General features: G+C 72.6%; 27 protein-coding genes. 15 read left to right on the top strand and 12 right to left on the bottom strand.

Annotated features, from left to right (window positions below):
- Window positions 1-15 precede the first annotated feature (15 nt).
- Entirely contained in the window at window positions 16-1029 is a 1014-nt protein-coding gene (locus LQ51_RS21080) for a hypothetical protein (protein ID WP_046568279.1), read from the bottom strand.
- 67 nt (window positions 1030-1096) lie between these two features.
- Here LQ51_RS21080 and LQ51_RS21075 point away from each other — a divergent pair, with 67 nt between their 5' ends.
- The 5 genes from LQ51_RS21075 to LQ51_RS21055 all read left to right on the top strand — a co-directional run bounded on the left by LQ51_RS21075 (window position 1097) and on the right by LQ51_RS21055 (window position 7454).
- Window positions 1097-1681, top strand: coding sequence for a TetR/AcrR family transcriptional regulator (locus LQ51_RS21075; protein ID WP_046568278.1), 585 nt, complete (start codon window positions 1097-1099; stop codon window positions 1679-1681).
- A gap of 308 nt (window positions 1682-1989) precedes the next feature.
- Complete coding sequence (gene ileS, locus LQ51_RS21070; RefSeq protein WP_046568277.1) at window positions 1990-5106, top strand: isoleucine--tRNA ligase; 3117 nt, start codon at window positions 1990-1992, stop codon at window positions 5104-5106.
- An 82-nt stretch (window positions 5107-5188) separates the two neighbouring features.
- A complete protein-coding gene (locus LQ51_RS21065) occupies window positions 5189-5584 on the top strand; it encodes a GntR family transcriptional regulator (RefSeq protein WP_046568276.1) in 396 nt (131 codons plus the stop codon).
- Window positions 5581-6480: an ABC transporter ATP-binding protein gene (locus LQ51_RS21060; protein WP_046568274.1), complete on the top strand. Its 900-nt coding sequence runs from the start codon at window positions 5581-5583 to the stop codon at window positions 6478-6480. Before LQ51_RS21065 ends, LQ51_RS21060 begins: the two co-directional genes overlap by 4 nt.
- Entirely contained in the window at window positions 6477-7454 is a 978-nt protein-coding gene (locus LQ51_RS21055) for an ABC transporter permease subunit (RefSeq protein ID WP_046568273.1), read from the top strand. Before LQ51_RS21060 ends, LQ51_RS21055 begins: the two co-directional genes overlap by 4 nt.
- A gap of 30 nt (window positions 7455-7484) precedes the next feature.
- Here the strand turns inward: LQ51_RS21055 and LQ51_RS21050 are convergent, their stop codons facing one another.
- A complete protein-coding gene (locus LQ51_RS21050; protein WP_046568272.1) occupies window positions 7485-7793 on the bottom strand; it encodes a hypothetical protein in 309 nt (102 codons plus the stop codon).
- Between the two features lie 209 nt (window positions 7794-8002).
- On the opposite strand from LQ51_RS21050, the gene LQ51_RS21045 reads away from it, so the two are divergent.
- Both LQ51_RS21045 and LQ51_RS21040 read left to right on the top strand, forming a co-directional pair.
- Complete coding sequence (locus LQ51_RS21045) at window positions 8003-8359, top strand: PadR family transcriptional regulator (RefSeq protein WP_046568270.1); 357 nt, start codon at window positions 8003-8005, stop codon at window positions 8357-8359.
- The gene (locus LQ51_RS21040) at window positions 8356-9366 is read left to right on the top strand and encodes a hypothetical protein (protein WP_046568268.1); all 1011 of its coding nucleotides are present in this window, start codon (window positions 8356-8358) and stop codon (window positions 9364-9366) included. Before LQ51_RS21045 ends, LQ51_RS21040 begins: the two co-directional genes overlap by 4 nt.
- Here LQ51_RS21040 and LQ51_RS21035 read toward each other — a convergent pair.
- Together LQ51_RS21035 and LQ51_RS21030 are read right to left on the bottom strand one after the other, a co-directional pair.
- Window positions 9363-9827, bottom strand: coding sequence for a VTT domain-containing protein (locus LQ51_RS21035; protein ID WP_046568266.1), 465 nt, complete (start codon window positions 9825-9827; stop codon window positions 9363-9365). The two genes, LQ51_RS21040 and LQ51_RS21035, sit on opposite strands and share 4 nt — an antisense overlap.
- Window positions 9824-10417, bottom strand: a complete 594-nt coding sequence (locus LQ51_RS21030) for a CDP-alcohol phosphatidyltransferase family protein (protein WP_046568263.1) — start codon at window positions 10415-10417, stop codon at window positions 9824-9826. The genes LQ51_RS21035 and LQ51_RS21030 overlap by 4 nt, the downstream gene beginning before the upstream one ends.
- Before the next feature lie 141 nt (window positions 10418-10558).
- On the opposite strand from LQ51_RS21030, the gene LQ51_RS31450 reads away from it, so the two are divergent.
- Window positions 10559-11665, top strand: coding sequence for a sensor histidine kinase (locus LQ51_RS31450; protein ID WP_156313190.1), 1107 nt, complete (start codon window positions 10559-10561; stop codon window positions 11663-11665).
- Window positions 11662-12309 (top strand): response regulator, encoded by a 648-nt coding sequence (locus tag LQ51_RS21020; protein ID WP_046568261.1) that lies wholly within the window; start codon window positions 11662-11664, stop codon window positions 12307-12309. The genes LQ51_RS31450 and LQ51_RS21020 overlap by 4 nt, the downstream gene beginning before the upstream one ends.
- A 38-nt stretch (window positions 12310-12347) precedes the next feature.
- Here LQ51_RS21020 and LQ51_RS21015 read toward each other — a convergent pair whose 3' ends face one another.
- Window positions 12348-13436, bottom strand: coding sequence for an epoxide hydrolase family protein (locus LQ51_RS21015; protein ID WP_046568259.1), 1089 nt, complete (start codon window positions 13434-13436; stop codon window positions 12348-12350).
- A gap of 120 nt (window positions 13437-13556) precedes the next feature.
- On the opposite strand from LQ51_RS21015, the gene LQ51_RS21010 reads away from it, so the two are divergent.
- Together LQ51_RS21010 and LQ51_RS21005 are read left to right on the top strand one after the other, a co-directional pair.
- Window positions 13557-13775: a helix-turn-helix domain-containing protein gene (locus LQ51_RS21010; RefSeq protein WP_046568257.1), complete on the top strand. Its 219-nt coding sequence runs from the start codon at window positions 13557-13559 to the stop codon at window positions 13773-13775.
- Window positions 13775-14482 (top strand): Clp protease N-terminal domain-containing protein, encoded by a 708-nt coding sequence (locus LQ51_RS21005; protein ID WP_046568256.1) that lies wholly within the window; start codon window positions 13775-13777, stop codon window positions 14480-14482. The genes LQ51_RS21010 and LQ51_RS21005 overlap by 1 nt, the downstream gene beginning before the upstream one ends.
- A 60-nt stretch (window positions 14483-14542) precedes the next feature.
- On the opposite strand, the gene aceE is transcribed toward LQ51_RS21005, so the two are convergent.
- The 3 genes from aceE to LQ51_RS20990 form a co-directional block, all read right to left on the bottom strand.
- Window positions 14543-17245 carry a pyruvate dehydrogenase (acetyl-transferring), homodimeric type gene (aceE, locus tag LQ51_RS21000; RefSeq protein ID WP_046568255.1) on the bottom strand — a complete coding sequence of 901 codons (2703 nt, stop codon included), beginning with the start codon at window positions 17243-17245 and terminating at the stop codon, window positions 14543-14545.
- Window positions 17246-17407: 162 nt separating this feature from the next.
- Window positions 17408-18427, bottom strand: coding sequence for an Acg family FMN-binding oxidoreductase (locus LQ51_RS20995; protein WP_046568254.1), 1020 nt, complete (start codon window positions 18425-18427; stop codon window positions 17408-17410).
- A 76-nt stretch (window positions 18428-18503) separates the two neighbouring features.
- The gene (locus LQ51_RS20990; protein WP_046568253.1) at window positions 18504-19028 is read right to left on the bottom strand and encodes a universal stress protein; all 525 of its coding nucleotides are present in this window, start codon (window positions 19026-19028) and stop codon (window positions 18504-18506) included.
- Here LQ51_RS20990 and LQ51_RS20985 point away from each other — a divergent pair.
- The 3 genes from LQ51_RS20985 (at window position 19011) to LQ51_RS20975 (ending at window position 21923) form a co-directional block, all read left to right on the top strand.
- The gene (locus LQ51_RS20985; RefSeq protein WP_197087860.1) at window positions 19011-19739 is read left to right on the top strand and encodes a helix-turn-helix transcriptional regulator; all 729 of its coding nucleotides are present in this window, start codon (window positions 19011-19013) and stop codon (window positions 19737-19739) included. The two genes, LQ51_RS20990 and LQ51_RS20985, sit on opposite strands and share 18 nt — an antisense overlap.
- A 301-nt stretch (window positions 19740-20040) precedes the next feature.
- Complete coding sequence (locus LQ51_RS20980) at window positions 20041-20547, top strand: SigE family RNA polymerase sigma factor (protein WP_231605819.1); 507 nt, start codon at window positions 20041-20043, stop codon at window positions 20545-20547.
- Complete coding sequence (locus LQ51_RS20975) at window positions 20544-21923, top strand: WD40 repeat domain-containing protein (protein WP_046568251.1); 1380 nt, start codon at window positions 20544-20546, stop codon at window positions 21921-21923. The genes LQ51_RS20980 and LQ51_RS20975 overlap by 4 nt, the downstream gene beginning before the upstream one ends.
- 141 nt (window positions 21924-22064) lie before the next feature.
- Here LQ51_RS20975 and LQ51_RS20970 read toward each other — a convergent pair whose 3' ends face one another.
- Both LQ51_RS20970 and LQ51_RS31445 read right to left on the bottom strand, forming a co-directional pair.
- Window positions 22065-22487 carry a hypothetical protein gene (locus LQ51_RS20970; protein WP_046568249.1) on the bottom strand — a complete coding sequence of 141 codons (423 nt, stop codon included), beginning with the start codon at window positions 22485-22487 and terminating at the stop codon, window positions 22065-22067.
- A 106-nt stretch (window positions 22488-22593) separates the two neighbouring features.
- A complete protein-coding gene (locus tag LQ51_RS31445; protein WP_052745016.1) occupies window positions 22594-23082 on the bottom strand; it encodes a hypothetical protein in 489 nt (162 codons plus the stop codon).
- Between the two features lie 114 nt (window positions 23083-23196).
- On the opposite strand from LQ51_RS31445, the gene LQ51_RS20960 reads away from it, so the two are divergent.
- On the top strand, window positions 23197-23739 hold the full coding sequence (locus LQ51_RS20960; RefSeq protein ID WP_046568247.1) for an NB-ARC domain-containing protein: 543 nt from the start codon (window positions 23197-23199) through the stop codon (window positions 23737-23739).
- Window positions 23740-23823: 84 nt separating this feature from the next.
- On the opposite strand, the gene LQ51_RS20955 is transcribed toward LQ51_RS20960, so the two are convergent.
- Together LQ51_RS20955 and LQ51_RS20950 are read right to left on the bottom strand one after the other, a co-directional pair.
- Window positions 23824-24489 (bottom strand): response regulator, encoded by a 666-nt coding sequence (locus tag LQ51_RS20955; protein ID WP_046568245.1) that lies wholly within the window; start codon window positions 24487-24489, stop codon window positions 23824-23826.
- Entirely contained in the window at window positions 24486-25643 is a 1158-nt protein-coding gene (locus LQ51_RS20950) for a sensor histidine kinase (RefSeq protein WP_231605818.1), read from the bottom strand. The genes LQ51_RS20955 and LQ51_RS20950 overlap by 4 nt, the downstream gene beginning before the upstream one ends.
- Between the last annotated feature and the right edge of the window lie 11 nt (window positions 25644-25654).

Genomic DNA, 25654 nt, shown 5'->3' with positions numbered 1-25654 from the left:
GCGCTCCGGCGGGCGCTATCCGGCGGACCGGCTGAGCGCGCGGGCGCGGCCGTACTCGGCGAGGGCGTGGAAGGCCGCCTTGGGTGTCCACGAGCCGTCGGGCAGCACCCGTACGATGCCCCGGGATGCCAGGTCGTAGTCGTGTTCCGGGTCGCCGGTGGTCGGCAGGTGCCGGTTGGCGAACGTGTACACGAATGCCGCGTCCACCCCGCCGGCCTCGTAGTCGCGCAGCAGGTCGACGAGGTAGCGGGCCTGGCCTTCCTCGTCGCGTTCCAGCTCGGCGGTGAGCGTCGCCGCGCGGCCGTGCTCGTCGTAGGTCACCGGTTCGGTGCGGCCCGCGACGTCGGCCGCGCCCCGGAACGTGCAGCAGCCGAATTCGGTCGCGGCGTACGGCTTGCCCTGCCTCACCGCGGCAGCCAGGCTCTGCGGGAAGGCCGCGGCGTTGGTGGCGTCGCGGTAGCCGGCGTCGCTGGCGATGATGTCGAATCCGGCCCAGTCGACGTCCTCCAGCGGGATCGAGGCGTAGCCGACCGGGCCGCCGAAGCGGTCCCGCACCTCGGGTAGCGCGTCGGCGAGGAAGTCGCGCACCGCGGCCCGGGCGGCCGGGACCGCCTCCCGCAGCCGCATGGGGTCGGTGAACAGCGCCATCCGCTCGGCCAGGTCCCGGCCGGGCAGGAAACCGTCGGTGAACATGGCGATCTCGGAGCCGGTGAGGTAGACGACGGCGGCGCCGGCACGGCGTAGCCGCTCGGCGCGCTCGGCGCCGTCGAGCAGGAACGCCATGAGCCCGTCGCGGTCCAGGCCGTTGGTGAACGGGCAGTACCACACCTGGAGCCCCGCCTCGGCGGCCGCCCGGGCGGTCAGCTCCAGCCGGTCCTGGATGCCGCCGGTGATCCGGACCGCGTCGCAGTGCAGTTCGTCGCGGATGACCCGCAGGTCGCTGCGCACGGTGTCGGGGTCGAACGGCTCGTGGGTGGTGGACCCGGCACTCACGAAGCCGGTGTCGTAGTTCATGCCGAAGACGCGCATCGGAAGCTCCCGCCCTCCTTAGGGTACGAGCCGTACCCTATAACGTACGGCGCGTACCCTACAACCCATGAGCGGCAGGCGACGTCGGGGCGAGGAGCTGGAACAGGCGATCCTGCGGGCCGCGGCGGAGGAACTGCGCGAGTCCGGCTACGCGGGGATGACGATGGACCGGGTCGCCGCCCGCGCCGGCACCAACAAGAACGCCATCTACCGGCGGTGGCCGCATCGCGCGGCGCTGGGCATCGCGGCGTACCGCCACCTGTCCGACGCCGCCCTGCCGAACCCCGACACGGGCAGCCTGCGCGGCGACGCCCTGGAGATGCTGCGGCAGATCAACGCGACATGGTCGTCGCCGCACGGGGCGGTCCTGCGTGACCTGCTCGCCGCCGCGGCCGACGAACCGGAACTCCTCACCCTCATGCGCGAACGGTCCGGCGCCGATTCCATGGACCGCGTCTGGCTCGGGATGCTCGAACGGGCCGCGGCCCGGGGCGAGGCGCCGGCCGCGGCCGTCCATCACCGGGTGGCGACGACGCCCGTGATGGTGCTGCGCGCCGAGTACGCGGTGCGTGGCAACCCGTCGGTCCCCGACCAGGTGCTGGTCGAGATCGTGGACGAGGTGTTCCTGCCGCTGGTGCGCGGTCGGGGCTGACCCGACAGCAACCAGCGTTGCGGTCGGGGCGTACGGCTCGGGTAGTATGCCCGGCGCAAGGCGCAGATGGGGACGAGTACCGACGCACGCAGCCAGGAGCGACCCGGGGACGGTGGAAGCCCGGGGGTGTGCGCGACGGGAAGATCACCCCGGAGCCGTCGGAGGAAAGGCCGCCGAGGCCGAGTAGAACCGACCGCAGCACCTCGAGTGGGCCGGGACGGCGCGTCGCGGTCAAGGAGGGTGGTACCGCGGGGTCTCGTGCCTCGTCCCTCCGTTGGCGGCAGTTCCGATGTCCGACGGAGGATTCCATGTACCGCTCAGTGGCGGCTCAGGTCGACCTGCCCGCGCTCGATCACGAGATCCTGCGCTTCTGGCGGGCGAACGACGTCTTCGCGCGCAGCCTGGAACAGTCCCGGGGCCGGCCGGAGTGGGTGTTCTACGAGGGGCCCCCGACCGCGAACGGCATGCCCGGCGCCCACCACATCGAGGCGCGCGTCTTCAAGGACGCCTTCCCGCGCTACCGGACGATGAAGGGCTACCACGTCGCCCGCAAGGCCGGCTGGGACTGCCACGGCCTGCCGGTGGAACTGGCCGTCGAGAAGGAACTCGGGTTCAGCGGCAAGCAGGACATCGAGGAGTACGGCATCGCCGAGTTCAACGCCCGGTGCCGGGAGTCGGTGACCCGGCACACCGACGCGTTCGCCGAGCTGACCGAGCGCATGGGCTACTGGGTCGACATGGACGACGCGTACCGGACGATGGACCGGGACTACATCGAGTCCGTCTGGTGGTCGCTCAAGCAGATCTTCGACCGGGGCCTGCTCGTCGAGGACTTCCGGGTCGCCCCCTGGTGCCCGCGGGATCAGACCACGCTCTCCGACCACGAGCTGGCCCAGGGCTATGAGACGGACGTCGACCCCGCCGTCTACGTCCGGTGCCCGCTCACCTCCGGCCCGCTCGCCGGGCGCGCGTCGCTGCTGGTCTGGACCACGACGCCGTGGACGCTGGTGTCGAACACCGCCGTCGCGGTCAACCCGGAGGTCACCTACGTGGTGGCCACCGACGGCGACGAGCAGGTGGTGATCGCCGAGCCGCTGGCGGCATCGGTGCTGGGCGCGGGCTGGACCACGACCGGCGAGTCGTTCACCGGCAAGGAGCTGGAGCGCTGGACGTACCGCCCGCCGTTCGACCTGGTCGAGGTGCCGGACGCGCACATCGTGATCCTGGCCTCCTACGTCACCACCGACAGCGGCACCGGCCTGGTCCACCAGTCCCCCGCGTTCGGCGCGGACGACCTGGCCAGCTGCCGGGCGTACGGGTTGCCGATGGTCAACCCGGTCCGCCGGGACGGCACCTTCGAGCCGGACGTGCCGCTGGTCGGCGGCCTGTTCTTCCGGGCGGCGAACGAGCCGCTGGTCGAGGAGCTGACCAGGGCCGGCCTGCTCTTCCGCCACGCGCCGTACGAGCACCAGTATCCGCACTGCTGGCGCTGCCACACCGCGCTCATCTACTACGCGCAGCCGTCCTGGTACGTGCGGACCACCGCGGTCCGGGACGCGCTGCTGCGCGAGAACGAGAAGACCAACTGGCAGCCGGAGACGGTCAAGCACGGTCGGTACGGTGACTGGCTGAGCAACAACGTCGACTGGGCGCTGTCCCGCAACCGCTACTGGGGGACGCCGCTGCCCATCTGGCGCTGCCCCGACGGTCACCTGACCTGCGTCGGCTCGCTGGCCGAGCTCGGTGACCTGGCCGGGCGCGACCTGTCGGCGCTGGACCCGCACCGGCCGTTCATCGACGACGTGACCTTCGGCTGCCCCTCGTGCGCGTTGACCGCCAGCCGGGTACCCGAGGTCATCGACGCCTGGTACGACTCCGGCTCGATGCCGTTCGCCCAGTTCGGGTACCCCTACCGGAACCGGGAGCTGTTCGAGCGGCGCTTCCCGGCGCAGTTCATCTCCGAGGCGATCGACCAGACCCGCGGCTGGTTCTACACCCTGATGGCCGTCGGCACGCTCGTGTTCGACCGCTCCCCGTACGAGAACGTGGTCTGCCTGGGGCACATCCTCGCCGAGGACGGCCGCAAGATGTCCAAGCACCTCGGCAACATCCTCGAGCCGATCCCGCTGATGGACACCCACGGCGCGGACGCGGTGCGCTGGTTCATGGCGGCCGTCGGCTCGCCGTGGTCGGCCCGCCGGGTCGGGCACGCCGCGCTCCAGGAGGTCGTCCGCAAGACGCTGCTGACGTACTGGAACACCGTCGCCTTCCAGGCGCTGTACGGCCGTACCGCGGGCTGGTCGCCGTCGGCGGCGGACCCGGCGCCGGCCGACCGGCCGGTGCTCGACCGCTGGGTGTTGTCCGAGCTGACCGACCTGGTGGGCAAGGTCGACGCGGCGATGGCGGCGTTCGACACGCACGAGACCGGCAAGCTGCTCGCCGGGTTCGTCGACGACCTGTCGAACTGGTACGTGCGGCGCAGCCGGCGGCGGTTCTGGCGCGGCGATCCGGCCGCCCTGGCCACCCTGCACGAAGCGCTGCGCACCGTGACGTTGCTGATGGCGCCGATCACCCCGTTCATCACCGAGCGCGTCTGGCAGGACCTGATCGTGGCCGTCGACCCGCAGGCGCCGCAGTCGGTGCACCTGGCGGCGTTCCCGGATGCCGACGAGTCGTTGCGCGATCCCACGTTGTCCGCCCAGTTGGTGCTCGCCCGCCAGCTGGTCGAACTGGGCCGGGCGGCGCGAGCCGAGTCGGGGATGAAGGTGCGCCAGCCGCTCGCCCGGGCCCTGGTCTCGGCGGCCGGCTTCGCCGACCTGCCCGGGGAGCTGCTCGCGGAGATCGCCGCGGAGCTGAACGTCGGCGGGCTCGCCCCGGTCGCGGGTACGGTCGTGGACACCACGGCGAAGGCCAACTTCCGTACCCTCGGCAGGCGGTTCGGCAAGCGCGTGCAGCAGGTCGCCCGGGCCATCGCGGGGGCCGACGCCGCCGCGCTCGCGACCGCCCTGCGCACGGCGGGTACGGCGACCGTCGAGGTCGACGGCGAGCCGGTCACGCTCGGCCCCGACGAGGTCGTCATCACCGAGACGCCGCGCGAGGGCTGGGCCGTGGCCTCGGACGCCGGCGCGACCGTGGCGCTGGATCTGCACCTGACCCCGGAGCTGCGCCGGGCCGGCCTGGCCCGGGACGCGATCCGCCAGATCCAGGAGGCACGCAAGGCCAGCGGATTCGAGGTGACCGACCGGATCGAGCTGCGCTTCGTGGCCGGCGACGAGGACACCGCGCTCGCCCTGAGCGAGCACCGCGACCTGGTCGCCGACGAGGTGCTGGCCACCGGGTACGCCGCCGGCGAGCCGACCTGGCCGGCTGCCCGGACCTTCACGGACGAGACGAGCGGGCTCCGGTTCTGGCTCCGTAAGGCCTGACAGCGGTGGTGCGGGCGCGCCGGTTTTCTTGACCGCCCCCTGCTGCTTTACTAGGGTACTAGTAAAGCAGCAGGGGGCTACCGTGTTCGTCTTCCGGCTCGACACCCACTCCGGCGTGCCGCCGTACCTGCAACTCGTCCAGCAGGTCCGCCAGGCGGTGCTGCTGGGCTTCCTCCAACCCGGCGACCGCCTCCCGCTCATCCGCGAGGTGGTCGAGGACCTGGCGATCAACCCGAACACCGTCGCCAAGGCGTACCGGCAGATGGAGCAGGAGAACCTGGTCACCGGCCGGCCCGGCCAGGGCACGTTCGTCAACGAACAGCAGTCGGCCGCGATGTCGGCATCGACGTACACGTCGCTGCGCCGCGGCCTGGCGACCTGGCTGCGCCGCGCCTACGCCGCCGGCCTCGACGAGCAGGCGGTCGACGCGCTCTTCACCTCCGTCCACCAGCAGACCAGGAACGAGGACGTGGCGTGACAGAGACCGAGTTCGCGCTGCGCACCGACGGTGTGGGCAAGCGGTACCGGAAGGGCTGGGCGCTGCGCGACTGCACCCTGAACCTGCCGGCCGGCGGCGTGATCGCCCTGGTCGGGCCGAACGGCGCGGGCAAGACCACGCTGCTGCGCCTGGTCGTCGGGTTGCTGGCGCCGAGCACCGGCACCGTGGAGGTCCTCGGCCACGACGTCACCGCCAGCACCCCGCACACTCTGTCCCGGGTCGGGTTCCTGGCCCAGGACCACCCGCTGTACAAGCGCTTCACCGTCGCCGAGATGCTCCGCTTCGGCCGGGCCTGCAACCTGCGGTTCGACCAGGGGCTGGCCCAACGCCGGCTGGCGAAGCTGGGCATCCCGCTCGACCGCCGCACCGGCACGCTCTCCGGCGGGCAACAGGCCCAGGTCGCGCTGGCCCTGGCCCTGGCGAAGCGGCCCGACCTGCTCGTCCTCGACGAGCCGGTGGCCAGCCTCGACCCGCTGGCCCGGCACGAGTTCCTCCAGGTCCTCATGGGCGCGGTCGCCGAAGGCGGGGTGACCGTCCTGTTCTCCTCCCACGTCGTGCACGAGCTGGAGCGGGTCTGCGACCACCTGGTCGTGCTCAACCAGGGCCGGGTCACGCTCACCGGCGACATCGACGCCCTCCTCGCCGAGCACCGGCTGCTCGTCGGCCCGCGCACGGCCACCGACCCCGACCGGGCCGGCGCCGTCGTGGAGGCCGTCCACAGCGACCGGCACACCACCCTGCTGGTACGCGACGGCGGGCTCCCGGCCGCGCCCGGGTGGCAGGCCCAACCGGTCGCGCTGGAGGACCTGGTGCTGGCGTACCTGCGCCGGCCGTCCGAGCCGAGCGGCGCGGTCACCTCGGAGGTGGCGGCATGACCTGGCTGATCTGGCGCCAGCACCGGACCGAGGTCTGCGTCCTGGGTCTACTCGTCGGCATGTTCGGCATCGCCCTGCTGGTGCTCGGCACGCAGGCCCACGACCTGTTCCCCGGCGGTCCCGCCCGCTGTGCCGGACCGGCCGGTGTCGACGAGGCCTGCGTGGCCTCCTTCCGCCGGCTCGACGAGGGGTACGGGTACGTCGAGAACCTCCTGGCGGCCTTCTATCTGGTCCCCGTCGTCATCGGCGCGTTCCTCGGTGCGCCGCTGCTCGCCCGCGAACTGGAGGACGGCACCTGGCAGCTCGCCTGGACGCAGGCCGTGCCGCGGACCCGCTGGCTGGCCGCCAAGCTCGCGGCACTGGCCGGCGTCACCGTCACGCTCACCGCGTTGTTCACCGCGGTGCTCACCTGGTTCCGTCAGCCTTTCGACGCGTGGGAAGGCCGGTTCCAGTACGACGCCTTCGACCTGGAGGGACTTGTTCCGGTGGCGTACGCGCTGTTCGCGTTCGGCGTCGCCACCGCGGCCGGCGCGATCCTGCGGCGCAGCCTGCCCGCGTTCGGCGTCGCGTTCGGGGCGTTCCTCGCCGCCCGGATGTCGGTGGCGCTGTTGGCCCGTCCCGCGTACGCGACCCCGCTCACCACCATGCGGCCGGTCCCCGCCGGCGGCGCCACGGCCGACGCCGCGCACCGACCCGTGCGCAGCGTCGCTGACTGGGTGATCGAGCGCGGCTACGCGGACGCCAGCGGGCGCAGGCTGAGCTCGACCGAGTACTACCAGCTGGAGGACGCCGCCAACCGGGCCGGCACCAACCTCAACCAGTTCCTGCACGCGCGGGGCATCCAGCAGTTCGGGGTCTACCACCCGGCCGACCGGTTCTGGACCTTCCAGCTCATCGAGGCGGCGCTGTTCGTCGCCGCCGCCGCGGCGCTGATCGGCGTGGTGGTGTGGCGGGTACGACGCCGGGTGATCTAGTGCCCGGATCGACACCACGACCGGGTCCCGTCACGGCACCGGCTGTGCCGCCGCCGGCTCGGGCTGCTCCTCCGCAAGCCGTTCGTCCGCCTGACGGCGCTGACGTTCGTCGAGCCAGGCCCGCCTGATCCCCCTGCTGGCCAGGAACGATCCCGCCGCCAGTCCCGAGCCGCAGCCGAGGACGGCGAGACTCGCTGCCACGTTGGCCGTGTCGCCGGTCACGGCGGTGATCACACCGAGGGTCAGGATCGTCGCGCTGCTGGCGACCGTCGCCGCAATCTGGGTGTACCAGAGGCGAGTCTCCATCAGCCGGTCGTGGATCGCCTGCTCCTCGTTCATCTTCAACTGGTGTTCCAGGTGCCACCCGACACCCCGAGTCTCCGACCCATGAAGATCATGTTCAACCGGCTGGTCGACCCGATCGTTGCCGGATTGCGGACAGGTGACCGGACACCACACCGCGGCATCCGGCCGGCGAGCCCAATTCAGGCGACAGCCGCACCCACACACGGGTACCGATATACCTTTGCATCCGATACATTGAGCGCGTGGAGACACCGCTACGCGAACCCACCTTCCTCATCCTCGCGGCGTTGGCCGCGGAGCCACTTCATGGCTACGGCCTGATCACCGAGGTGACCCGGCTCTCCGACGGCCGCGTGTCACTGCGCCCCGGCACGCTCTACGGCGCCCTCGACCGGCTGCTCGACGCGGGTCTGGTCGCCGTCGAGCGGGAGGAGGTGGTGGACAGCCGACTGCGCCGCTACTACCGGCTCACCAATCACGGCGGTGACCTGCTCGCCGACGAGACCGAGCGGATGCGCCGCAACGTCGAGGCCGCGACCGCCCGCTTGACCGCACGTACCCGTCGAGGCACGCCCCGACTCAGTGGAGGAATCGCATGAGCGACCTGGAACGCCGCTATCTGCGACTGGTCCGGATCTGCTATCCGGCCGGCTACCGCGACGCGCGCGGCACCGAGATCGCCGGTACGTACCTCGCCCTGTCCTCGCCGGACCGGAGGTGGCCCTCGGTGGCCGACGTGACCGACGTGGCCGTCGGCGGCCTACGCCAGCGGCTCCGCGCGGTCGGCGCCACCGGAGTCGGCCCCGGCCTACGGCTGGCCGCGACACTGGCGTTGGTGACCGCCACAGCTCTCGCCGGCTGCTGGGCCACGCTGGAGCTCAGTCCGTGGACGACGGCGTGGTTCGGCGTCGCACAGCACGGCACGTCCGTCACCCTCGGTCTCGGCGTGTGGGTGACATGGCTGCTCGCCGCGGCGGCGCACGTGGCGGCACCCGGCCGGTGGACCCGCGCGGCGATCGGTCTCGCCCTTGTCCTCACCGTCGCCGTCGTACCGCTCGCCGCCGTCGTCGACCGGTCCCGGCCTCCGCTGTTCGTCCTGCTCCCCCAGGTCTGCCTCGGTTTCGTGGCGCTCGGCGTGCCCAGCCGGTCGCCCGGGTGGCTACGGCTGCTGCCCGTCGCCGGCGTCGCCGCGGCTCTGCCCGTGGGGGCGGCCTTCGCCGGCAACGGAGGCGACGTGTTCCTCGGCTACTACGGCTGGCCCGCCCGGCAGATCCTGCCCGCCGCCGGGACGGCACTTCTCCTGGTGGCGGTGCTCGTCGGCGTGGTGCTGGCGGCACGCGGCGACCGTCGTGGTGGGTGGGCGCTGCTGGTGCTGCTCGGCCCGATCGGCATGCTGTCGGTGCATCCGCTGGCCGGAGAACTCGCCGCCCGCTTCTACGGCGGTGGCCCGAACGCGGACTGGACGACGCTGGCCACAGCGGCGACCATCGCGGCGGTCGCGTCGGCGACCGCCATGTGGGCCGCGCTGATCGTCCAACGACGGGTCGCCGGCGCTGCCCGCCGTTCAGTGCCCGGCGGGCCCCGATCCCACGAGGCCTCCGGCTAGGCCAGCGCCGCCGGCAGAACGAGGAGGGCGAAACGGGATACGCGCCCGAGTAGGCACGCGCCGGCGAACTCCCAGTGCCGAAGGCCCGCCCTGCCGGCGGCGAGGCTGACCACGGCCAGCGGCGGAAGCCCGACGGTGGCGGAGACGAGCACCGTCGGCAGGGCGGTGCGCCGACGCGAGAGCCAACGCTTTACCCGCGCAGCCCAACGGGCACTCCGGGCCGCCGCGCGAGCCGATCGGCTCCGGGGCGCGAATTTCCGGGCCAGCCGCCCCCTTCGCGCCGCTTGGAACAGGAGCAGTTTGCCGACGGTCTGCCCGAGCGCCAGCGCGAGGACGACGACCAGGGCGTGGCCGCCACGGTGCCCGACGACGACCGCGTAGGCGTCGGCGCTCACGAGCGGGACGACGGCGGAGGCGAGACCGTACCCGAGCGCCAGCACCGCCTCGGCGAGGCTGTTCATGCCCGGCCGTCCCGGTCGAGCAGCCGGACCACCGCCGCGGCTGACCACAGCTTCACCCCGACGACCGCCACGGCGACGGCCAGCGCGAGCCGGTACTGCCCGCACGCGATGGCGCCGACCACCCCCGCGGTGTTCGCGGCCTTCGCCCCGGGCGACCAGTTCAACACCCATACCCGCCGGTCGATCAGGTGGAAGTGGTTGGGGCTGAGCACCGGCCAGCACAGGAACGCCAGCGACAGCATGGTGTCCAGCACCAGGAACGAGAGCAGGAACACCAGGGCCACAACCGCGACGTCGGGCATGAGCGCCACCAGGCCCGCGCCGAGCACGGCGGTGCAGGCGCGGTCGCTCACGATGTCGAATACGGCTCCCGCCCGGGTCTCCTGTCCGAGCCGGCGGGCGGCCCAGCCGTCGAGCACGTCGCCGAGCCAGTAGATGCCGTACGCCACCGCGAGCAGTCCGACGGAGCCGGCGACGAGGGCGGCGACCCCGACGGCGACCGAGGCGACGGTACGGATGGCGGTGATCAGGTTCGCGACCGTACGGAGCGGGCCGATGGTGGTCGCGGTGCGCGGTTCGACAAGAGTCACCTCCGCAGCGTCGCGCGGTGACCGTTCCGGGCGGAACGTCCCGCGGTGCCGACCTGGTCGCGGGGGCGGCACCGGGGTGCCGGCCCGATCCGGTACCCCGGTACCTGTCCGGCGTCCGGCCTGATCGCCGAGACTGTGCAGGTGAGGACCAGGAACTGGGAAGGGTGGCGCGACCCGGGGCGAGTGCGCCGGCTCACCTACGGTGCGGCGGGCCTGATCATCGCCGCGGTGGTCACGACCGTCGAGGGCGGCCTGGCCGTGCCGGCGGGCTGGGTGCGGCTGGTGGTGCCCGTCGGCCTCGGCGCCCTGGCGCTGCGGCCCGCGTACCGGAGCCTGGTCTTCGCGGTCTGCGCCGGGTTCGTGGCGGTGGTGAGCACCGGGGAGTCGGTGCAGCTGGGCCTCGCGGTCGCCGGCCTCGTGTTCCTCTCGACCTGCGAAGACCCGGCCCGACGCCCGTGGCTGGGCTGGCTGGTCGGCTTGACCGGCGCCGCCGGCGCCCTCAGCGTCGCGCTGCTCGACCAGCGTGGGCTCTACGAGCAGCCGATCGGCTTCGTGACGGCCGGCTACCTCCTGGGGGTCCTGTTCCGGTCCTGGTCGCGCGGCCGTGCCCTGACCCGGGAGGCAGGTGAGCTGCGCGGCCAGACGGCCTGGCTCGAGCAGCGCACGAACCTGGCCCGCGAGCTGCATGACGTGGTCGGCCACCACGTCACCGCGATGGTGGTGCAAGCCGAGGCGGGCCAGTTCAGCGCCGATCCGGGGGCGGCGCTGCGGGCGATCGCGGACAGCGGACGCACCGCCCTGAGCGAGCTCGACACGCTCGTCGTGCACCTGCGCGACCCGGACGCGGCGATCGCGGTGAGCGCGCCGCCACGCCTGTCCGACATCGACGAGCTGCTCGCGCAGCCGCTGCGCCGGCAGGGTGTGACGGTGCGGGTACGGCTGGACCCGGAGCCGGGCCTGGACGAGGTCGGCGTGTTGACCGTCTACCGCATCGCCCAGGAGGCGCTCACCAATGTCGCCCGCCACGCGAGAGCCACGACCGCCTGCGTCGAGCTGGTCCGCGACGGCGACCGCGTCCGGCTGCGGGTCAGCGACGACGGCATCGGGCCGCCCTCGGCACCCACGCGCGGCTCGGGCCTGCTCGGCATCGGGGAGCGGGTGCGCGCTCGCGGTGGGAGCTGGGAGTTGGGCCGGCGGCCTGGCGGCGGCACCGTCATCCAGGCCAACCTGCCGGTGGCGACGCCGTGATCCGGGTCGCGATCGCCGACGACCAGCAGCTGGTCCGCGACGGCTTCAGCCTGATCCTGCGGTCCCAACCCGACATCCACGTCGCGGCCGAGGCCGCGGACGGCCGGCAGCTCCTCGACGCCGTACGTCACGACCCGCGCATCGACGTCGCTCTGGTCGACATCCGCATGCCGGTACTCGACGGCCTGCAGGCCACCCGCGAGCTGGCCGCGATCCCGCACGCCCCGGCCGTGATCGTGGTGACCACCTTCGACGACGACGCCTACGTCCTGGACGCCGTCGCCGCCGGCGCGCGCGGATTCCTGCTCAAGCGGGGCAGCGCCCGCGACCTGATCGCCGCGGTGCGCACCGTCGCGGCCGGGGAGGCGATCCTCTCCGCCGAGGTCACCGGCGCCGTCCTCGACCGGGTACGCGCGACCGGACCGGCGACCCGCGTGGAGCTGGCGGCCTACCAGCTGACCGCCCGGGAGACCGACGTGCTCGCCCTGATCGGTGCCGGGCTCAACAACACCGAGATCGCCGAGCGGCTCTACCTCTCGATGAGCACCGTCAAGACGCACGTCACCAACGTGCTGGCCAAGACCGGCAGCCGGGACCGGGTACGCGCCGCCATCCTGGCGATCCAGGCCGGTCTTTCCCCCTGACCGGACCCGGCAGCGGTGCCGCCGGTCGAGCGCCCGGGTCACCGCAGCGCGCCGAAGAAGGCGCGCAGGTCGGCGGCGAGCAGGTCGGGCTCTTCCTGGGCGAAGAAGTGGCCGCCGACCGTGGGCTCGCGCCAGTGGGTGAGGTTGGCGTAGGTGCGTTCGGCGAACGACCGGGGCAGGCCGGCGTCCTCGACGCTGACCGTGATGCCGGCGGGCACGGTGACCATCGGCAGATCCGGGGCCAGGCGGTCGTCCCGGTACGGCCGGAAGGACGTGCCGATGCAGTTGGTGACCCAGTACAGCATCACGGTGGTGAGCAGTTCGTCGAAGTCGAACCGGCGGGAGATGTCGCCGCCACAGTCGCTCCAGCGCTGGTACTTCTCGATGATCCATGCGGCCAGTCCGGACGGCGAGTCGCTCAGCGCGGCGGCGAGGGTGTCGGGCCGGGTCCCCTGGATGATGCCGTAGCCCCAGTCGTCGTCGGCCTTCGCGTCGAGCATCGCGACGAACGCCTCCTCGGCGGCGCTGAGGTCGCCCCTGCGGTCTGCCGGCGGGAACTTGATGTGCTGCGAGAAGACGCCGATGACCCGTTCCGCGTGGCGGGCGCCGAGCCAGGTCGACACGCCCGACCCGAGGTCGCCACCGTAGGCGCCGAACCGCTGGTAGCCCAGATCGGTCATCAGCTCAGCCCACACGTCCGCGACGGCCGCCTCGGTCGTCGGGCCCTCGGCGAGTGGTCCGGAGAAGACGAAGCCGGGCAGGCTCGGTATGACGAGGTCGAAGTCCGCGAGCCGGGACACCAGGGGCAGCATCTCCGTGTACGTGCCGGGCCAGCCGTGGGTCAGGATCAGCGCCGTGGCGCCGGGCGATGCCGAGCGGACATGGACGAAGTGGACCGGCGCGCCGCGGACCGTGGTGACGAACTGGGGGTACCGATTCAGTGCGCGCTCGACCGCACGCCAGTCGAATCCGTCGCGCCAGTACCGCACCAGCGCCGCCAGGTACCCCGGGTCGGTGCCGGCAGCCCACGGCTCGCCGGGGGTGGCCGGCGCGAGCCGGGCCCGTGACAGCCGCTCCCGCAGGTCGACCAGGACGGCTTCGGGCACGTCGATGTGGAAGGGCGTCATCCGGTCATGATCCCACCGGCCGCAAGCGGTCGAACGCCGCGCGCATCGGGGCCCGGGTGGCTGGGAAGGCCCCCGTCAGCATCTATTGACGACGGCGTGGCGTCAGCATATGCTGACGCCATGTCCGCGATCGCCGACCTTGACCGCGCCGCCCGCGGCAGCGATCCCGACACCGCCCTGCGCGCCGTGGCCCGCCTGCGCCGCCTGCTGGAACAGCTGGAAATCGAGCAGGTCGCCGCGGCGCGCCGAGCCGGCTGGTCCTGGCAGGAGATCGCCGTCCGGCTGGGCGTCACCAAACAGACCGTGCACCGCAAGTACCGCCGCTACGAGGAGGCTTGATGTTCCAGGGCGATCACCCCGAGCTCCACCGCGCGGTGGGCCACGCTTCGGCCCTGGCCCGCCGGCTCGGCCACCGCCGCGTCGGCAGCGAGCACCTCCTGCTGGCCCTCGGCGCGGCGGGTGGCGCGGTCAGTGCCGTGCTCAGCCGGCTCGGTGCGACCGGGGCGGCCGTCGAGGAGGCGGTGTGCCAGGCCGGGCCGCTGGGCGCCGGGGCCGCCGCCGACCGCGACACGCTGGCGCCGCTCGGCATCGACGCGGACCGGCTGCTGTCCCGGCTGGGCCCGGCCGGCCTGGATCGGCCGACCGCAGCCGAACCCCGGCTGCCGTTCGGGGCGGCCAGGGCACGACGGCGTTGCGCTCGGATGAACCCGCCGCTCGGCCTCGACGCCCAGGCGGCCTACGAGGCGTCACTGCGGCTCGCGCTCGCCCGCCGCGACCGCGAACACCGTCCGGAACACCTCGCGCTGACCCTCGTCGCGCTCGACCCGGGCGCCGGGTGGGTCCTACGGGCCGCCGGCGTCGACCCCGTGGCCCTCCTCGCCGAGTTGGCCAGCGCCTTTCCCCCACCGCGGCGCAACCCGCTGCTGCGCGCCGAACGCTGGATCGGTCGGCGATCCCGCCACCAGGATCTCGTCCGGCGCTACCAGCGCACGACCGGGCGCGCGGTCACCTCGGACGGCGCAGTCGCCGCACTCATCGCGGGCTGACCCGCATCCGGCTGCCGCGGAACCGGATGCGGACCGGCGACCCGGAATCCGTGCCGCCTCTCATCCGGTGCCGGCGTACGCCGCCTGCGCCTCGCGGAGCGTGGCCCGGTCCACCGGTCCGCTCGCGACCAGTTCCTGCATCACGCGCAGGGCGATCGATGCCGCATCGGTGTGGAAATGCCGGCGCAGGGCCGGGCGGGTGTCGCTCCTGCCGAATCCGTCGGTGCCCAGAGAAGCCCATCGATCGGGTACGAAGCGGGCGATCTGGTCCGGTACCGCGCGCATCCAGTCGGACACGGCCACCACAGGCGCGGTGTGCTCGCGCAGCCGGCGGGTGACGTACGGGACGCGGGGCGGCTCGTCCGGATGGTGCAGGTTCCACCCGTCGGCGGCGAGGGCCTCGCGGCGCAGTTCGGTCCAGGAGGTCACCGACCAGACGTCGGCGGCCACGCCCCAGTCGTCACTGAGCAGGCGTTGCGCGGCCAGCGCGGCCGGCACGGCGATACCGGATGCCAGGATGTGCGCCGCCGGTGCCCCGGCGTTGCCGGCGCCACGGAGCCGGTGCATCCCGGCCACGATGCCCTCGACGTCGACGTCATCCGGTTCGGCCGGCTGGAAGATCGGCTCGTTGTAGACGGTGAGGTAGTAGAAGATGTTCTCCTGCGCCTCGCCGTACATGCGACGCAGGCCGTCCCGCACGATGTGACCCAGCTCGTAGGCGTAGGCCGCGTCGTAGGCCACGCAGGCGGGATTGGTCGAGGCGAGCAGGAGCGAGTGGCCGTCCTGATGCTGCAGGCCCTCGCCGTTGAGTGTGGTGCGGCCGGCGGTCGCGCCGAGCAGGAAGCCCCGTGCCATCTGGTCGGCCGCGGCCCAGAGCCCGTCGCCGGTGCGCTGGAAGCCGAACATCGAGTAGAAGATGTAGAGCGGGATCATCGGTTCCCCGTGCGTGGCGTACGACGTGCCGACGGCCGTCCAGGACGCCGTCGCGCCGGCCTCGGTAATCCCCTCGTGCAGGAGCTGGCCGTCGGTCGCCTCCTGGTAGGACAGCAGCAGCTCCCGGTCGACCGAGGTGTAGGTCTGCCCGTGCGGTGAGTAGATCTTCCTGGTGGGGAAGAGCGCGTCCAGCCCGAAGGTGCGCGCCTCGTCCGGAATGATCGGCACCAGCCGGTGCCCGATCCCGGGATCTTTGATCAGGTCCTTGACCAGCCGTACCAGGGCCATGGTGGTGGCCACCGCCTGGCCGCCCGAGCCACGTTTCACGCTCGCGTACGCGGCGTCGCTGGGCAGGCTCAGCGGCTGGCTCCGGATCACCCGACTCGGCAGGTAGCCGCCGAGTTGCTTGCGCCGTTCGTGTAGGTATTCGATTTCGTCGGAGGTGTCGGCGGGGCGGTAGTAGGGCGGGAGGTAGGGGTTCTCCTCCAGCTGCTTGTCGGGGATGTCGAGGTAGAGGCGGTCGCGGAAGAGCTTGAGGTCCTCCAGCGTCAGCTTCTTCATCTGGTGGGTGGCGTTGCGGGCCTCGAAGTGCGAGCCCAGCGTCCAGCCCTTGATGGTCTTGGCCAGGATCACCGTGGGCTGGCCGGTGTGCTCCATGGCCGCCTTGTAGGCCGCGTAGAGCTTGCGGTAGTCGTGACCACCCCGCTTGAGGTTCCAGATCTCGTCGTCGGACAGGTGCTCGACCATCTTGCGGGTGCGCGGGTCACGGCCGAAGAAGTGCTCCCGCACGTACGCCCCGGACTCGGCCTTGTAGGTCTGGTAGTCACCGTCGGGGGTGGTGTTCATGAGGTTGACCAACGCGCCGTCGGTGTCCGCCGCGAGCAGCGGGTCCCATTCCCGACCCCACACCACCTTGATCACGTTCCAGCCGGCGCCCCGGAAGAACGCCTCCAACTCCTGCATGACCTTGCCGTTGCCCCGGACCGGGCCGTCCAGGCGCTGCAGGTTGCAGTTGATCACGAAGGTGAGGTTGTCCAACTCCTCCCGGGCGGCCACGCCGATCGCGCCGAGGGACTCCACCTCGTCCATCTCACCGTCGCCCAGGAACGCCCACACGTGCTGCTGGGAGGTGTCCTTGATGCCCCGGTGGTGCAGGTACCGGTTGAACCGCGCCTGGTAGATCGCGTTCATCGGCCCCAGACCCATCGACACGGTCGGGAACTCCCAGAAGTCCGGCATCAGCCGCGGGTGCGGGTACGACGGCAGACCACCGCCCGGGTGCGACAGCTCCTGCCGGAACCCGTCGAGCTGATCGGCGCTGAGCCGGCCCTCCAGAAACGCCCGCGCGTACATGCCGGGGGAGGCGTGGCCCTGGTAGAAGATGTGGTCGCCGCCGCCCGGGTGGTCCTTGCCCCGGAAGAAGTGGTTGAAGCCCACCTCGTACAACGACGCCGAACTGGCGAACGTGGAGATGTGACCGCCCACGCCGATCTCGGGGCGCTGCGCCCGGTGCACCAGCATGGCGGCGTTCCAGCGGATGTAGGCCCGGATCCGCCGCTCGATGTGCTCGTCACCGGGGAACCACGGCTCCCGCTCCGGCGGGATGGTGTTGATGTAATCGGTCGTCGTCAGCGACGGCACCCCGACCTGACGCTCGCGGGCCCGCTCGAGCAGGCGCAGCATCACGTAGCGGGCGCGCTTGGTTCCGCGCTCGTCGATGACACCATCAAGCGACTCGACCCATTCACTGGTCTCTTCAGGGTCGATGTCCGGAAGCTGGCTCGGCAGACCAGTGCTGATCACCGGGCGTCGCCCGGGCCTACGTTCCATCGTCGTTCCTTTCTCCAGGGCTCATCCGGGCGTTCGCCTGGAGGCAGCTACCGCCTGGGCGGGCCGGGTGGTGCCGACGAATCGCGGCGCACCGATCCGCTCGGCCCGACCTCGGCCGCGCGTTGCGCTCGGCCGAGGTGTCCCGGTGGCCGGCCGTCGTCGTCAGTGGTCTCGGAAGGCGCCGGGCGCGAGCACCTCGACGACCTGATCGGTCGGTAGTCGAGGGGTGCGCGGCGGTCGGCCCGGCACCGGGTCGGCGACCCCCAGCCGCAACGCCAGGTACGGGCGGTCGCAGGGCTTCAGCATCCGGCGCAGGGCTTCCCGGGTGCCGGGGACCGCGATGACGTCGCTCATCGGCAGCACCGACACCTCCATCGCGGTCGCGGTGAGCCAGCTGGCGGACAGCGTCTCGCCAGCCTGCAGCCACCAGGCCGGATCGTCGCCTCCGCCGTAGAGCAGCGCATACGTCGCGGCCCGGTCGTGGCCGGCCCCGGTCGGCAGGGTTCCTCGATGGCCGAACCCGCGGCCCGGAACGGTGGTCTGTGGCGGCCGGTCCGGCAGCACCTCCGGGGGCAGCCCGACGCCGTCGGTCGTGGGCCGGCTCGTCCAGCAATTCAACTCGTCGCGGGCGAACGGGTCCTGGCTCTGCACCGCGTCGGCTCTCGACACGGCGGCGGCCAGCTCGATGACCTGCTCGGCGGTCAGGATCTGCAGGCCGACGGCACCGGGGGCGCTGGCGGTGATGGCACGGATGATGGGCGATGCGATGGGCTGGTCGCTGACGGGCCGCCGGTCGGTGCGTCGCGTCCGCATGGCCTGTTCCTGCTGGCGCGTGGCCGGGGTGACCGTGGCCGCTTCGAAGCCGTGCAGCACGGCCAGCGGTACGGTCGGGGACATGCTGGGGGTGCGGACGATCCGCGCGGTCCAGCCCTGGGCGGCCAGGGCGACGCACGCGTGGTGCAGGAGGATGCCGCAACTGAGGATCAGCATCCGACCGTCGGGGTCGGTGGCGGTCAGGTGACGACGGGGTTCGGCGAACAATTCCAGCCGGTCCGCACGTACCCGCCATCGCCACGGCTGGGTGTTGAGGATCGATGGGGCGTAGCGCGCGGCGGCGGCCGCGGCGCTGGCGAGCACGTCCGACGGGATTGTCATCTCGGTGTACGACGTCGTGGGTCTCATGGCTGCCTTCTTCGCAACGATGCTCGCCGTGTCCGGCCGGACCGGGCCGGTGCCGTGGCTGGAGGCGGTACGGCGTTCAGCTCCTCGGTGGTATGACCCGGTGGTCCACATCGGCCCAGCCGAGCGACTGGGCAGACGGGCGGTGCGGCACGGCCGGGGCGATCAGGACCGGGCAGGTCGCGCGTTGCACGCACTGGTGGCTGACCGAGCCCAGCAGCAGGCCGGCGAGGGTGCCGTGCGTGGGTGCGCCGAGGACCAGCAGTTGCGCGGATCTGGCGGCGTGGAGCAGCTCCTCGACGGGAAGCCCTCGTAGCACGCGGGGGCGGATCGGCACCGAACGGCCGTACTGGCGGGTCACCTCGACCAGCGTGTCCAGCAACGCCGTCTCGGCGGCGCTGGCGAGGTCATCCACGGCGAGCGCGACCGGCAGGTAGGCGTAGTGGGCCGGTTCCGGCGTCCAGACGTTCACCGCCTCGACGTCGGCGGCGGTCCGCTCGGCCTGCTCGAGCGCCCAGCGCAAGGCGGTCTTCGATCCGGAGGAGCCGTCGACGCCGACGACGATCGTTCGCCGGCGCGACCAACGGTGATCATCCTGCCTCATCATGTCGCCTCCCTGCGGTTATTTTTTACCATACTCGTTGTGTATATTCATGGGGTGCCTGACGACGTGACCTTCGGCGCACTCGCCGTCCCCAGCAGACGACAGTTGCTGCAGGCGCTGCGGTCCGCCGCCGCGCCGCTGGACGCCGCTGCGCTGGCCGCTGCCACCGGCCTGCATCCCAACACCGTCCGGTTCCACCTCGACGTGCTGATCAGGACGGGCTTCGTGCGGGAAAGTCCAGCCCGGCAAGGCCGGCGTGGCCGGCCGCGCACCGTGTACGAGCCGACAACCGCCGGGACGCAGGACACCGGGTACGCGCTTCTCGCGACCGTCCTCGTCGACCACCTGGACAGCACCGACGGCGGCGAAGCCGCCCGGAGCGCCGGCCGGGCCTGGGCGCACCGACTCCGCCCGAAACCCGCTGACCGGCCCGACGACCCGCAGGACATCACCAGTACGGTCACCGCGCTGTTCACCGAGTTCGGCTTCCAGCCCACCGTCACAGCGGACGGCGGAGACACGCGGATAACCCTGCATGCGTGCCCGTTCCGGCCGCTGGCGGAAAACCATCCGGGCATCGTCTGCGCCATGCACCTCGGGCTGCTGCAAGGCCTCGTCGAACAGGGCGGCCGGACGGCGATCGACGCGCGCCTGACCCCGTTCGTCCGGCCACACGAATGTCAGGTTGACCTGGTCACCGCGGGGGCGTAGCTCGCCGGCCCGACGTGCCGGACGCCCCGGAAACCGTCGGTGCACCGCGGTGACTACAGTGCGCGCTGATCGGGTGCTCGTCTTCACCGCGCAGTCTCGCGAGCCCGGCATCGCGGCCGCGCGCGACGCCGTGCAGTGGATGCTGGCCCTCGACTGAGCCGGGACGACCCCCGCCACGCCCGCCGTCGGCCCACCCGGCGCAGTACACGACCTGCGGGCCTCGACCACCGCTCAACTTCGAGCACGACCCCCACAACCGGAACGGGCACCGACCCACTCCTAGTGTTGGTGGGAGGCTGGCTTGCGGAGTGAACGGGAGTACGTCGAGTACGTGCAGGCGCGCATGCCCTGGCTGCGACGGCTGGCGTACCGGCTGTGCGGGCAGTGGTCGGCCGCGGACGACCTGGTGCAGGAGTGCCTCGTCGCGCTCTACCGGCATTGGCGCAAGGCGTCGGCAGCGGAGTCGGTCGACGCCTACGTGCGGGCGGTGCTGATCCACGCCTACCTGGCCGAGCGCGAGCGGTCCTGGACCCGCCGGGTCCGACCCGTGGCCGACGTGACCGGGCCCCCCGTGACGCCGCTGGCCGGCGCCGACCACCGCGTCGACCTGCTGGACGCGCTCACGAAACTGTCTCGCGGGCAGCGCGCGGTGCTGGTCCTGCGCTACTGGGAGGACCTCGACGTCGCGCAGACCGCCGCGGCACTGGGGTGCTCGACCGGCACCGTGAAGAGCCAGACCTCGTACGCCATCGCGGCGCTGCGCCGCCTGCTGCCCAACTACGTGCCCGGAGGGGTGGACACGCCATGAGAGAACTGTTCGCCACCCTGCCGGACGAGCCCCCGCCGCTGCCGCCCGGATACCTGGACACCGTACTCACCCGGGCTCGCCGCTCGGTCCGGCGCCGCCGGATGGCCGCCACGGCGGCGTGCGCCGCCGTCGTGCTCGTCCTGGCCGGTCTGGTCGCGCCCGGCGTTCCGCTCCCGGTCCGGCCGGCAGCCCCGGCGGCCACGCCGAGCCTGCCGGACCGCTTCGCCGGGTACTCGATGCTCACCAGCACCGTCACGAAAGCCCCGCCCGGCCGCGCGATAGCCCTCTACGGTTACGGCAACGGCGAGACGTTCAACATGTTCCAGTCGCTGATCGTCGGGGCCGACGCGGACACGTACCGGCGGGTCGACGCCATGGAGGAGCGCGACCGCCCCTCGGCGTTGCTCGCCCCGGACGGCACCCGCGTGCTGCTCGGCGACGATCGCGGCGCGACCCGCGACCTGCTCCTGGTCGACCTGGCCACGGGCAAGCGCCGGTCGATCCCGCTCGGAGACCCGGTCGGCGTGCGGCTGCTGGCCTGGTCGCCGGACGGCCGCCACGTCGCCTACAGCGCTGCCCCCCTCAGCCACTCCGGAGAGTTCGGCACCGTGAACGTCGTCGAGGCCGAGGTGGCCCGCACCGGTACGCTGCGCCTGCTCGACCTGTCGAGCGGGCGGAGCACCGAGGTGCCTGCGATCAGGCCGGCGTGGACGGCGGCGTTCGCGGCGGACAGCCGACGGCTCGCCGTACAGGTGGGTCAGACGGCCCACCTCGTCGACCTCGACGGCCGCGAGCTTCGCCGGGTGCAGATCCCGCGCGGACGCGAGCTGGCGGCCGAGGTCGGCTGGTCGCCGGACGGTACGTTCCTGGCCACCGTGCCCTGGCTCGCGGACGGGCCGTTCACCGGCAGCACGGGTGGCGACACCAGTCACGGTGTCTTCCTGTGGAAGGTGGGCGACGTCCAGTTCCTGCCCCTTTCCGGGGTCCGGACACCACCGGCGGCGGTCCCGGACGTCGTGCAACTGCTCGGCTGGCGCGCGGCGGACAGCGTGGTCGTCGCCACCGTCAACGACGCGGGACACGCCTCGCTGGCCGAGGTGCGACTCGATGCCGGCTCCCGGCGGACCCTGTCCTCGTTCGACACGGGTAGCAGCTGCGAACTGGGCTCCCAGAGCTGCCAGCTTTTCGACCTGCACCTCGCCACCGGCCTGCTGCCCGACCTGACCGTCCGGAACGCCGGTCGTCCGCAGCGCGGCCCCCGGCCGATGCTCGTGGACGCGCTCATCGGGGTCGTCGTGCTCGGCGGCGCGCTCCTGTTCTGGCGCCGCAGATCGCGTCCGCCCCGGCGGACATCACCGGCTGCGCGAACGCCGTGACCATCGCCGGCAAGATAGCCGGCGACGGGCCCGAGCCGCCCGAACCACCTGCCAGCGATGTGCCGCAAAGCACGGGAGCGGCCGGTGCGGCCCGCGCGAGACCCCCGGCCCCTCGGCCTCCTCGGCGGTGCCGTCCGGGGATCAGCGGCAGGTGATCTCCCGATCGAAGTGGGCGCGCAGCGTGTCGTAGCTGAGCAGCCCGTCGTCGGTGTCGAAGGAGAGCGCCGTCGGCGGCGTGTCGGCCGGGAACTGCGCCACCTGCTCGGGCAGGGCGACCGCGTCGGAGTACGACCGCCCGTCCGCCGTGTCCACCGCGACCGAGAGCGTGCGGCCGAACTGTGCGGGCGGGGCCCGCCGGACGGTGCCGAAGCCGGCCCCGAGGACGATCAGCCCGTCACGGGTGTCCGCCCCGGCCGGACCCGCTCCGACCGGGTCCGCCGCCTCCCAGAGCAGCACCGAGTTGCCACTCTTTTCCGGCGGGGGAACCGCGTGCACCTGGATGGCCTGCACCGTGTCGCCGGGACAGATCGGGGTGTAGACGGCCAGCCGGTCACCGAGACGCACGAAGCCGATCTGGTAGTCCGGGCGGGGCGGGTGCTGGCAGGCCGCGCCGACCTGCTGAGGCAGAGCAGCAGCCCCGCCAGCAGCCAGAGCCGGCGCCGTCCGCGATTCAGCATTGGCCGTATGACTTTCCCTTGGCGTCAGCCGCGACCTCGTACCGGTTCTGGCACGGGTCATTGCCCACCCAGATGTTCTCCACGGTGTACATGTAGCCGAAAACGTTACCGTACTTCTTCCACTGGGCCACGTGCTCCTTCTCGTGGGCGATGGTCTTGGCCGAGAACGGTCCCGGATCGTCGGTTAGGAAGGTGTTGCCGTAGGTGGTGCCGCCACGCTGGGACAGCGCACCTCCGCCGCCCCGGCAGACCCGCAGCCCGTCCTGCATCGTGCAGTTACCGCCGTTGATCTCGGCGATACCCGCGACGAACAGGCCGGTTGCCTGGGCCTGGGCGTTGCGTAGCCAGCCCGGCTGGGCCTGGGCCAGGGTGCCGACCACCTGGTGGTTCCAGAACCGGACGACCGGCCGCGCGGTGTTCACGTACCCGTTGATGACCGTGTTGGCCGCCCGCTGCTTGGCGGCCGGTGCCGACCCCCGCACCCTCGCCGGGTGCCTCGCCCGCCCCGACCTGCACCAGCGGCTGCGCCCCGGGCGTGGTGGAGATCTTGATCAGCATGCACCGACCCGGCGGGCCAGGCCCCGGCGACGGCCCAGGTGGTCCGCACCTTCCTGGCCGCGTTGGGGGTGCCGGCCCACCGTGTCCCCGCTGACCTGGCCGGGCAGGTCAACCTCTACCGGACCCTGCTGTACGGCCGGCGCATGCTGGTGCTGCTGGACAACGCCCGCGACGCCGGGCAGGCGCAGCCGCTGCTGCCCGGCGCCGTCGGCTGCCTGATCGTGGTGACCAGCCGCGACCATCTGCTGCCGCTGGTCGCCCGGCAGGGGGCGTACCCGGTGCCGCTGACCCCGCTCACCGCCGAGGAGGCGTACGAACTGCTCCGCCAGCGGCTCGGCACCGGGCGGTTGGCGGCCGACCCGGCGGCCACCGGCGACCTCATCACCGGCTGCGCCGGCCTGCCGCAGGCCTTGGCGATGGTGGCCGCGCACGCCGCCACCCATCCGGAGCTGCCGCTACGCCAGCTCGCCGACCGGATCGACGGACCGCGTGGGCCCGGACGGGCGGACCGGCGCGGCGCCGCCCGGCCGCTGGTTTCCGCCGGACGGCCGGACAGCGCCGGATGCCTGCCGGCTGGGTGATCCGTCGCGCGGCTCCCTGGTGGTGTCGTCCGGGCCCGTCCCACTGCTCGTCGGTGACCGGGTGCGGCCGGCGCCGGCCGCGGTTCAGCGCGGGCCGCGCCCGACCAGGCCCGTTTCGTAGGCGACGATGACCAGTTGGGCCCGATCGCGTACCGCCAGCTTGGTCAACAACCGCCCGACGTGCGTCTTTACGGTGGGCAGGCTGAGCCGGAGGTGCTCGGCCAGCTCCGCGTTCGACAGGCCACGGCCGATCAGCGTGAGCACTTCCCGTTCCCGCTCGGTCACCCCGTCCAACCGTCGCGGCAGCGGCCGGGCCGGCTCCGGCCGGCGCGCGAACTCGTCGATCAGGCGGCGGGTCACCGACGGTGCGAGCAGCCCTTCACCGGCGGCCACCACCCGGATGCCGGCCAGCAGTTCCGCCGGCGGGGTGTCCTTGAGCAGGAACCCGCTCGCTCCGGCGCGCAGTGCCCCGTAGACGTACTCGTCCAGGTCGAACGTGGTCAGGATGATGACCCGGGTGCCGGCTGTCGCCGGGTCGGCGCAGATCCGTCGGGTCGCCTCGATGCCGTCCATCTCCGGCATCCGCACGTCCATCAGCACCACATCCGGCCGGTGCTCGGCCGTCAGCGCCACGGCTTCCGCGCCGGTGCCCGCCTCGCCGACCGTGGTGAAATCCGGGGTCGAATCGACCAGCAGCCGAAAGCTGCCGCGCAGCAGCGCCTGGTCGTCGACGATCAGCACCCGGGTCACGTGGCCGCCCGGTAGGGCAGGCTGGCGGTCACCGCGAAGCCGCCGCCGGAGCGCGGTCCGGCGTTGAACTCGCCCCCGTGCAGGGTCACCCGTTCCCGCATGCCGATCAGCCCGTGTCCCTCCCCGACGGCCAGGACCGGCCGGCGGCCGTCGTCGGTCACCTCGATCCGGACCTCGCACGGCGTGACCGTCACCGTCGCCCGGCAGGCGGCTGGCGCCGCGTGTTTGACCACGTTGGTCACCGCTTCCTGCACGATCCGGTAGACCGACAGGCCCACCGACTCCGGCACCGTCGCGGCCGGTTCCTCCCGCCGTACGTCGAGCCGTACGTCGACACCGCCGATCGCCGCCTGCTCGGCGAGCGCGGGCAACTCGTCCAGCCCCGGCGTCGGGGCGTACGGGGTGCCCTCGCGCAGCGCGCCGAGCACCCGGCGGATGTCGGTCAGCGCGGTGCGCCCGGTCGCCTCGATCACCCGCAGGGCGGCCCCCGCCTCGCGCGGGTCGGTCTCGGCGACGTGGTTGGCGACGGCCGCCTTCACCACGATGAGGCTGAGCGTGTGCGCGACCACGTCGTGCAGTTCCCGCGCCACCCGTAACCGCTCCTCGGCGGCGGCCTGGCGGACCAGGTGCTCGCCCTGCCGGGCGGCGAGGGCGCGTCGCTCGCGGACCAGCCAGCCGATCATCCAGGCGGGCACGACCATGACGGCGGCATAGCCGACCGCGCCGGTCCGCGACCAGAGGTCGCTCGCGGTCAGCACCAGGGCGACGCTCACCAGCGCGAGACAACCGGCGCCGCCGAGCACCGCCCGGCGCGTGGTCGCCGAGACGGCCACCGGGTAGACGGACAGGCCGATGGCGAGCCCGGGAGCGGCAGCGGCATAGTTGGGAATCACGCCGGTGACCAGGGCAACGGCGGCGACGGAGCTGATCACGAGCGCGACGGTGACCGGCCACCGTCGCCGGACGGCCAGCGGCAGCCCGAGTGCCATCCCGACGAGCACCGACACCCAGAGCGGCTCGCGGACCCCACCGTGCAGCGGCGATTCCAGTGCCGCGTACGGGCCGAGCAGCCCGCCGACCGCCGCGGAGAGCAGGGCGTCCGCGGTGGCCAGTTCCGCCGGCCGCAGCCGCCGGGTCAGCAGGAGGGCGGTCACCTGTCGAAGCG

The sequence above is a fragment of the Micromonospora sp. HK10 genome, assembly GCF_000982955.1.
Taxonomy (GTDB): Bacteria; Actinomycetota; Actinomycetes; order Mycobacteriales; family Micromonosporaceae; genus Micromonospora.
This window is presented reverse-complemented; position numbering and strand designations above follow the sequence as displayed.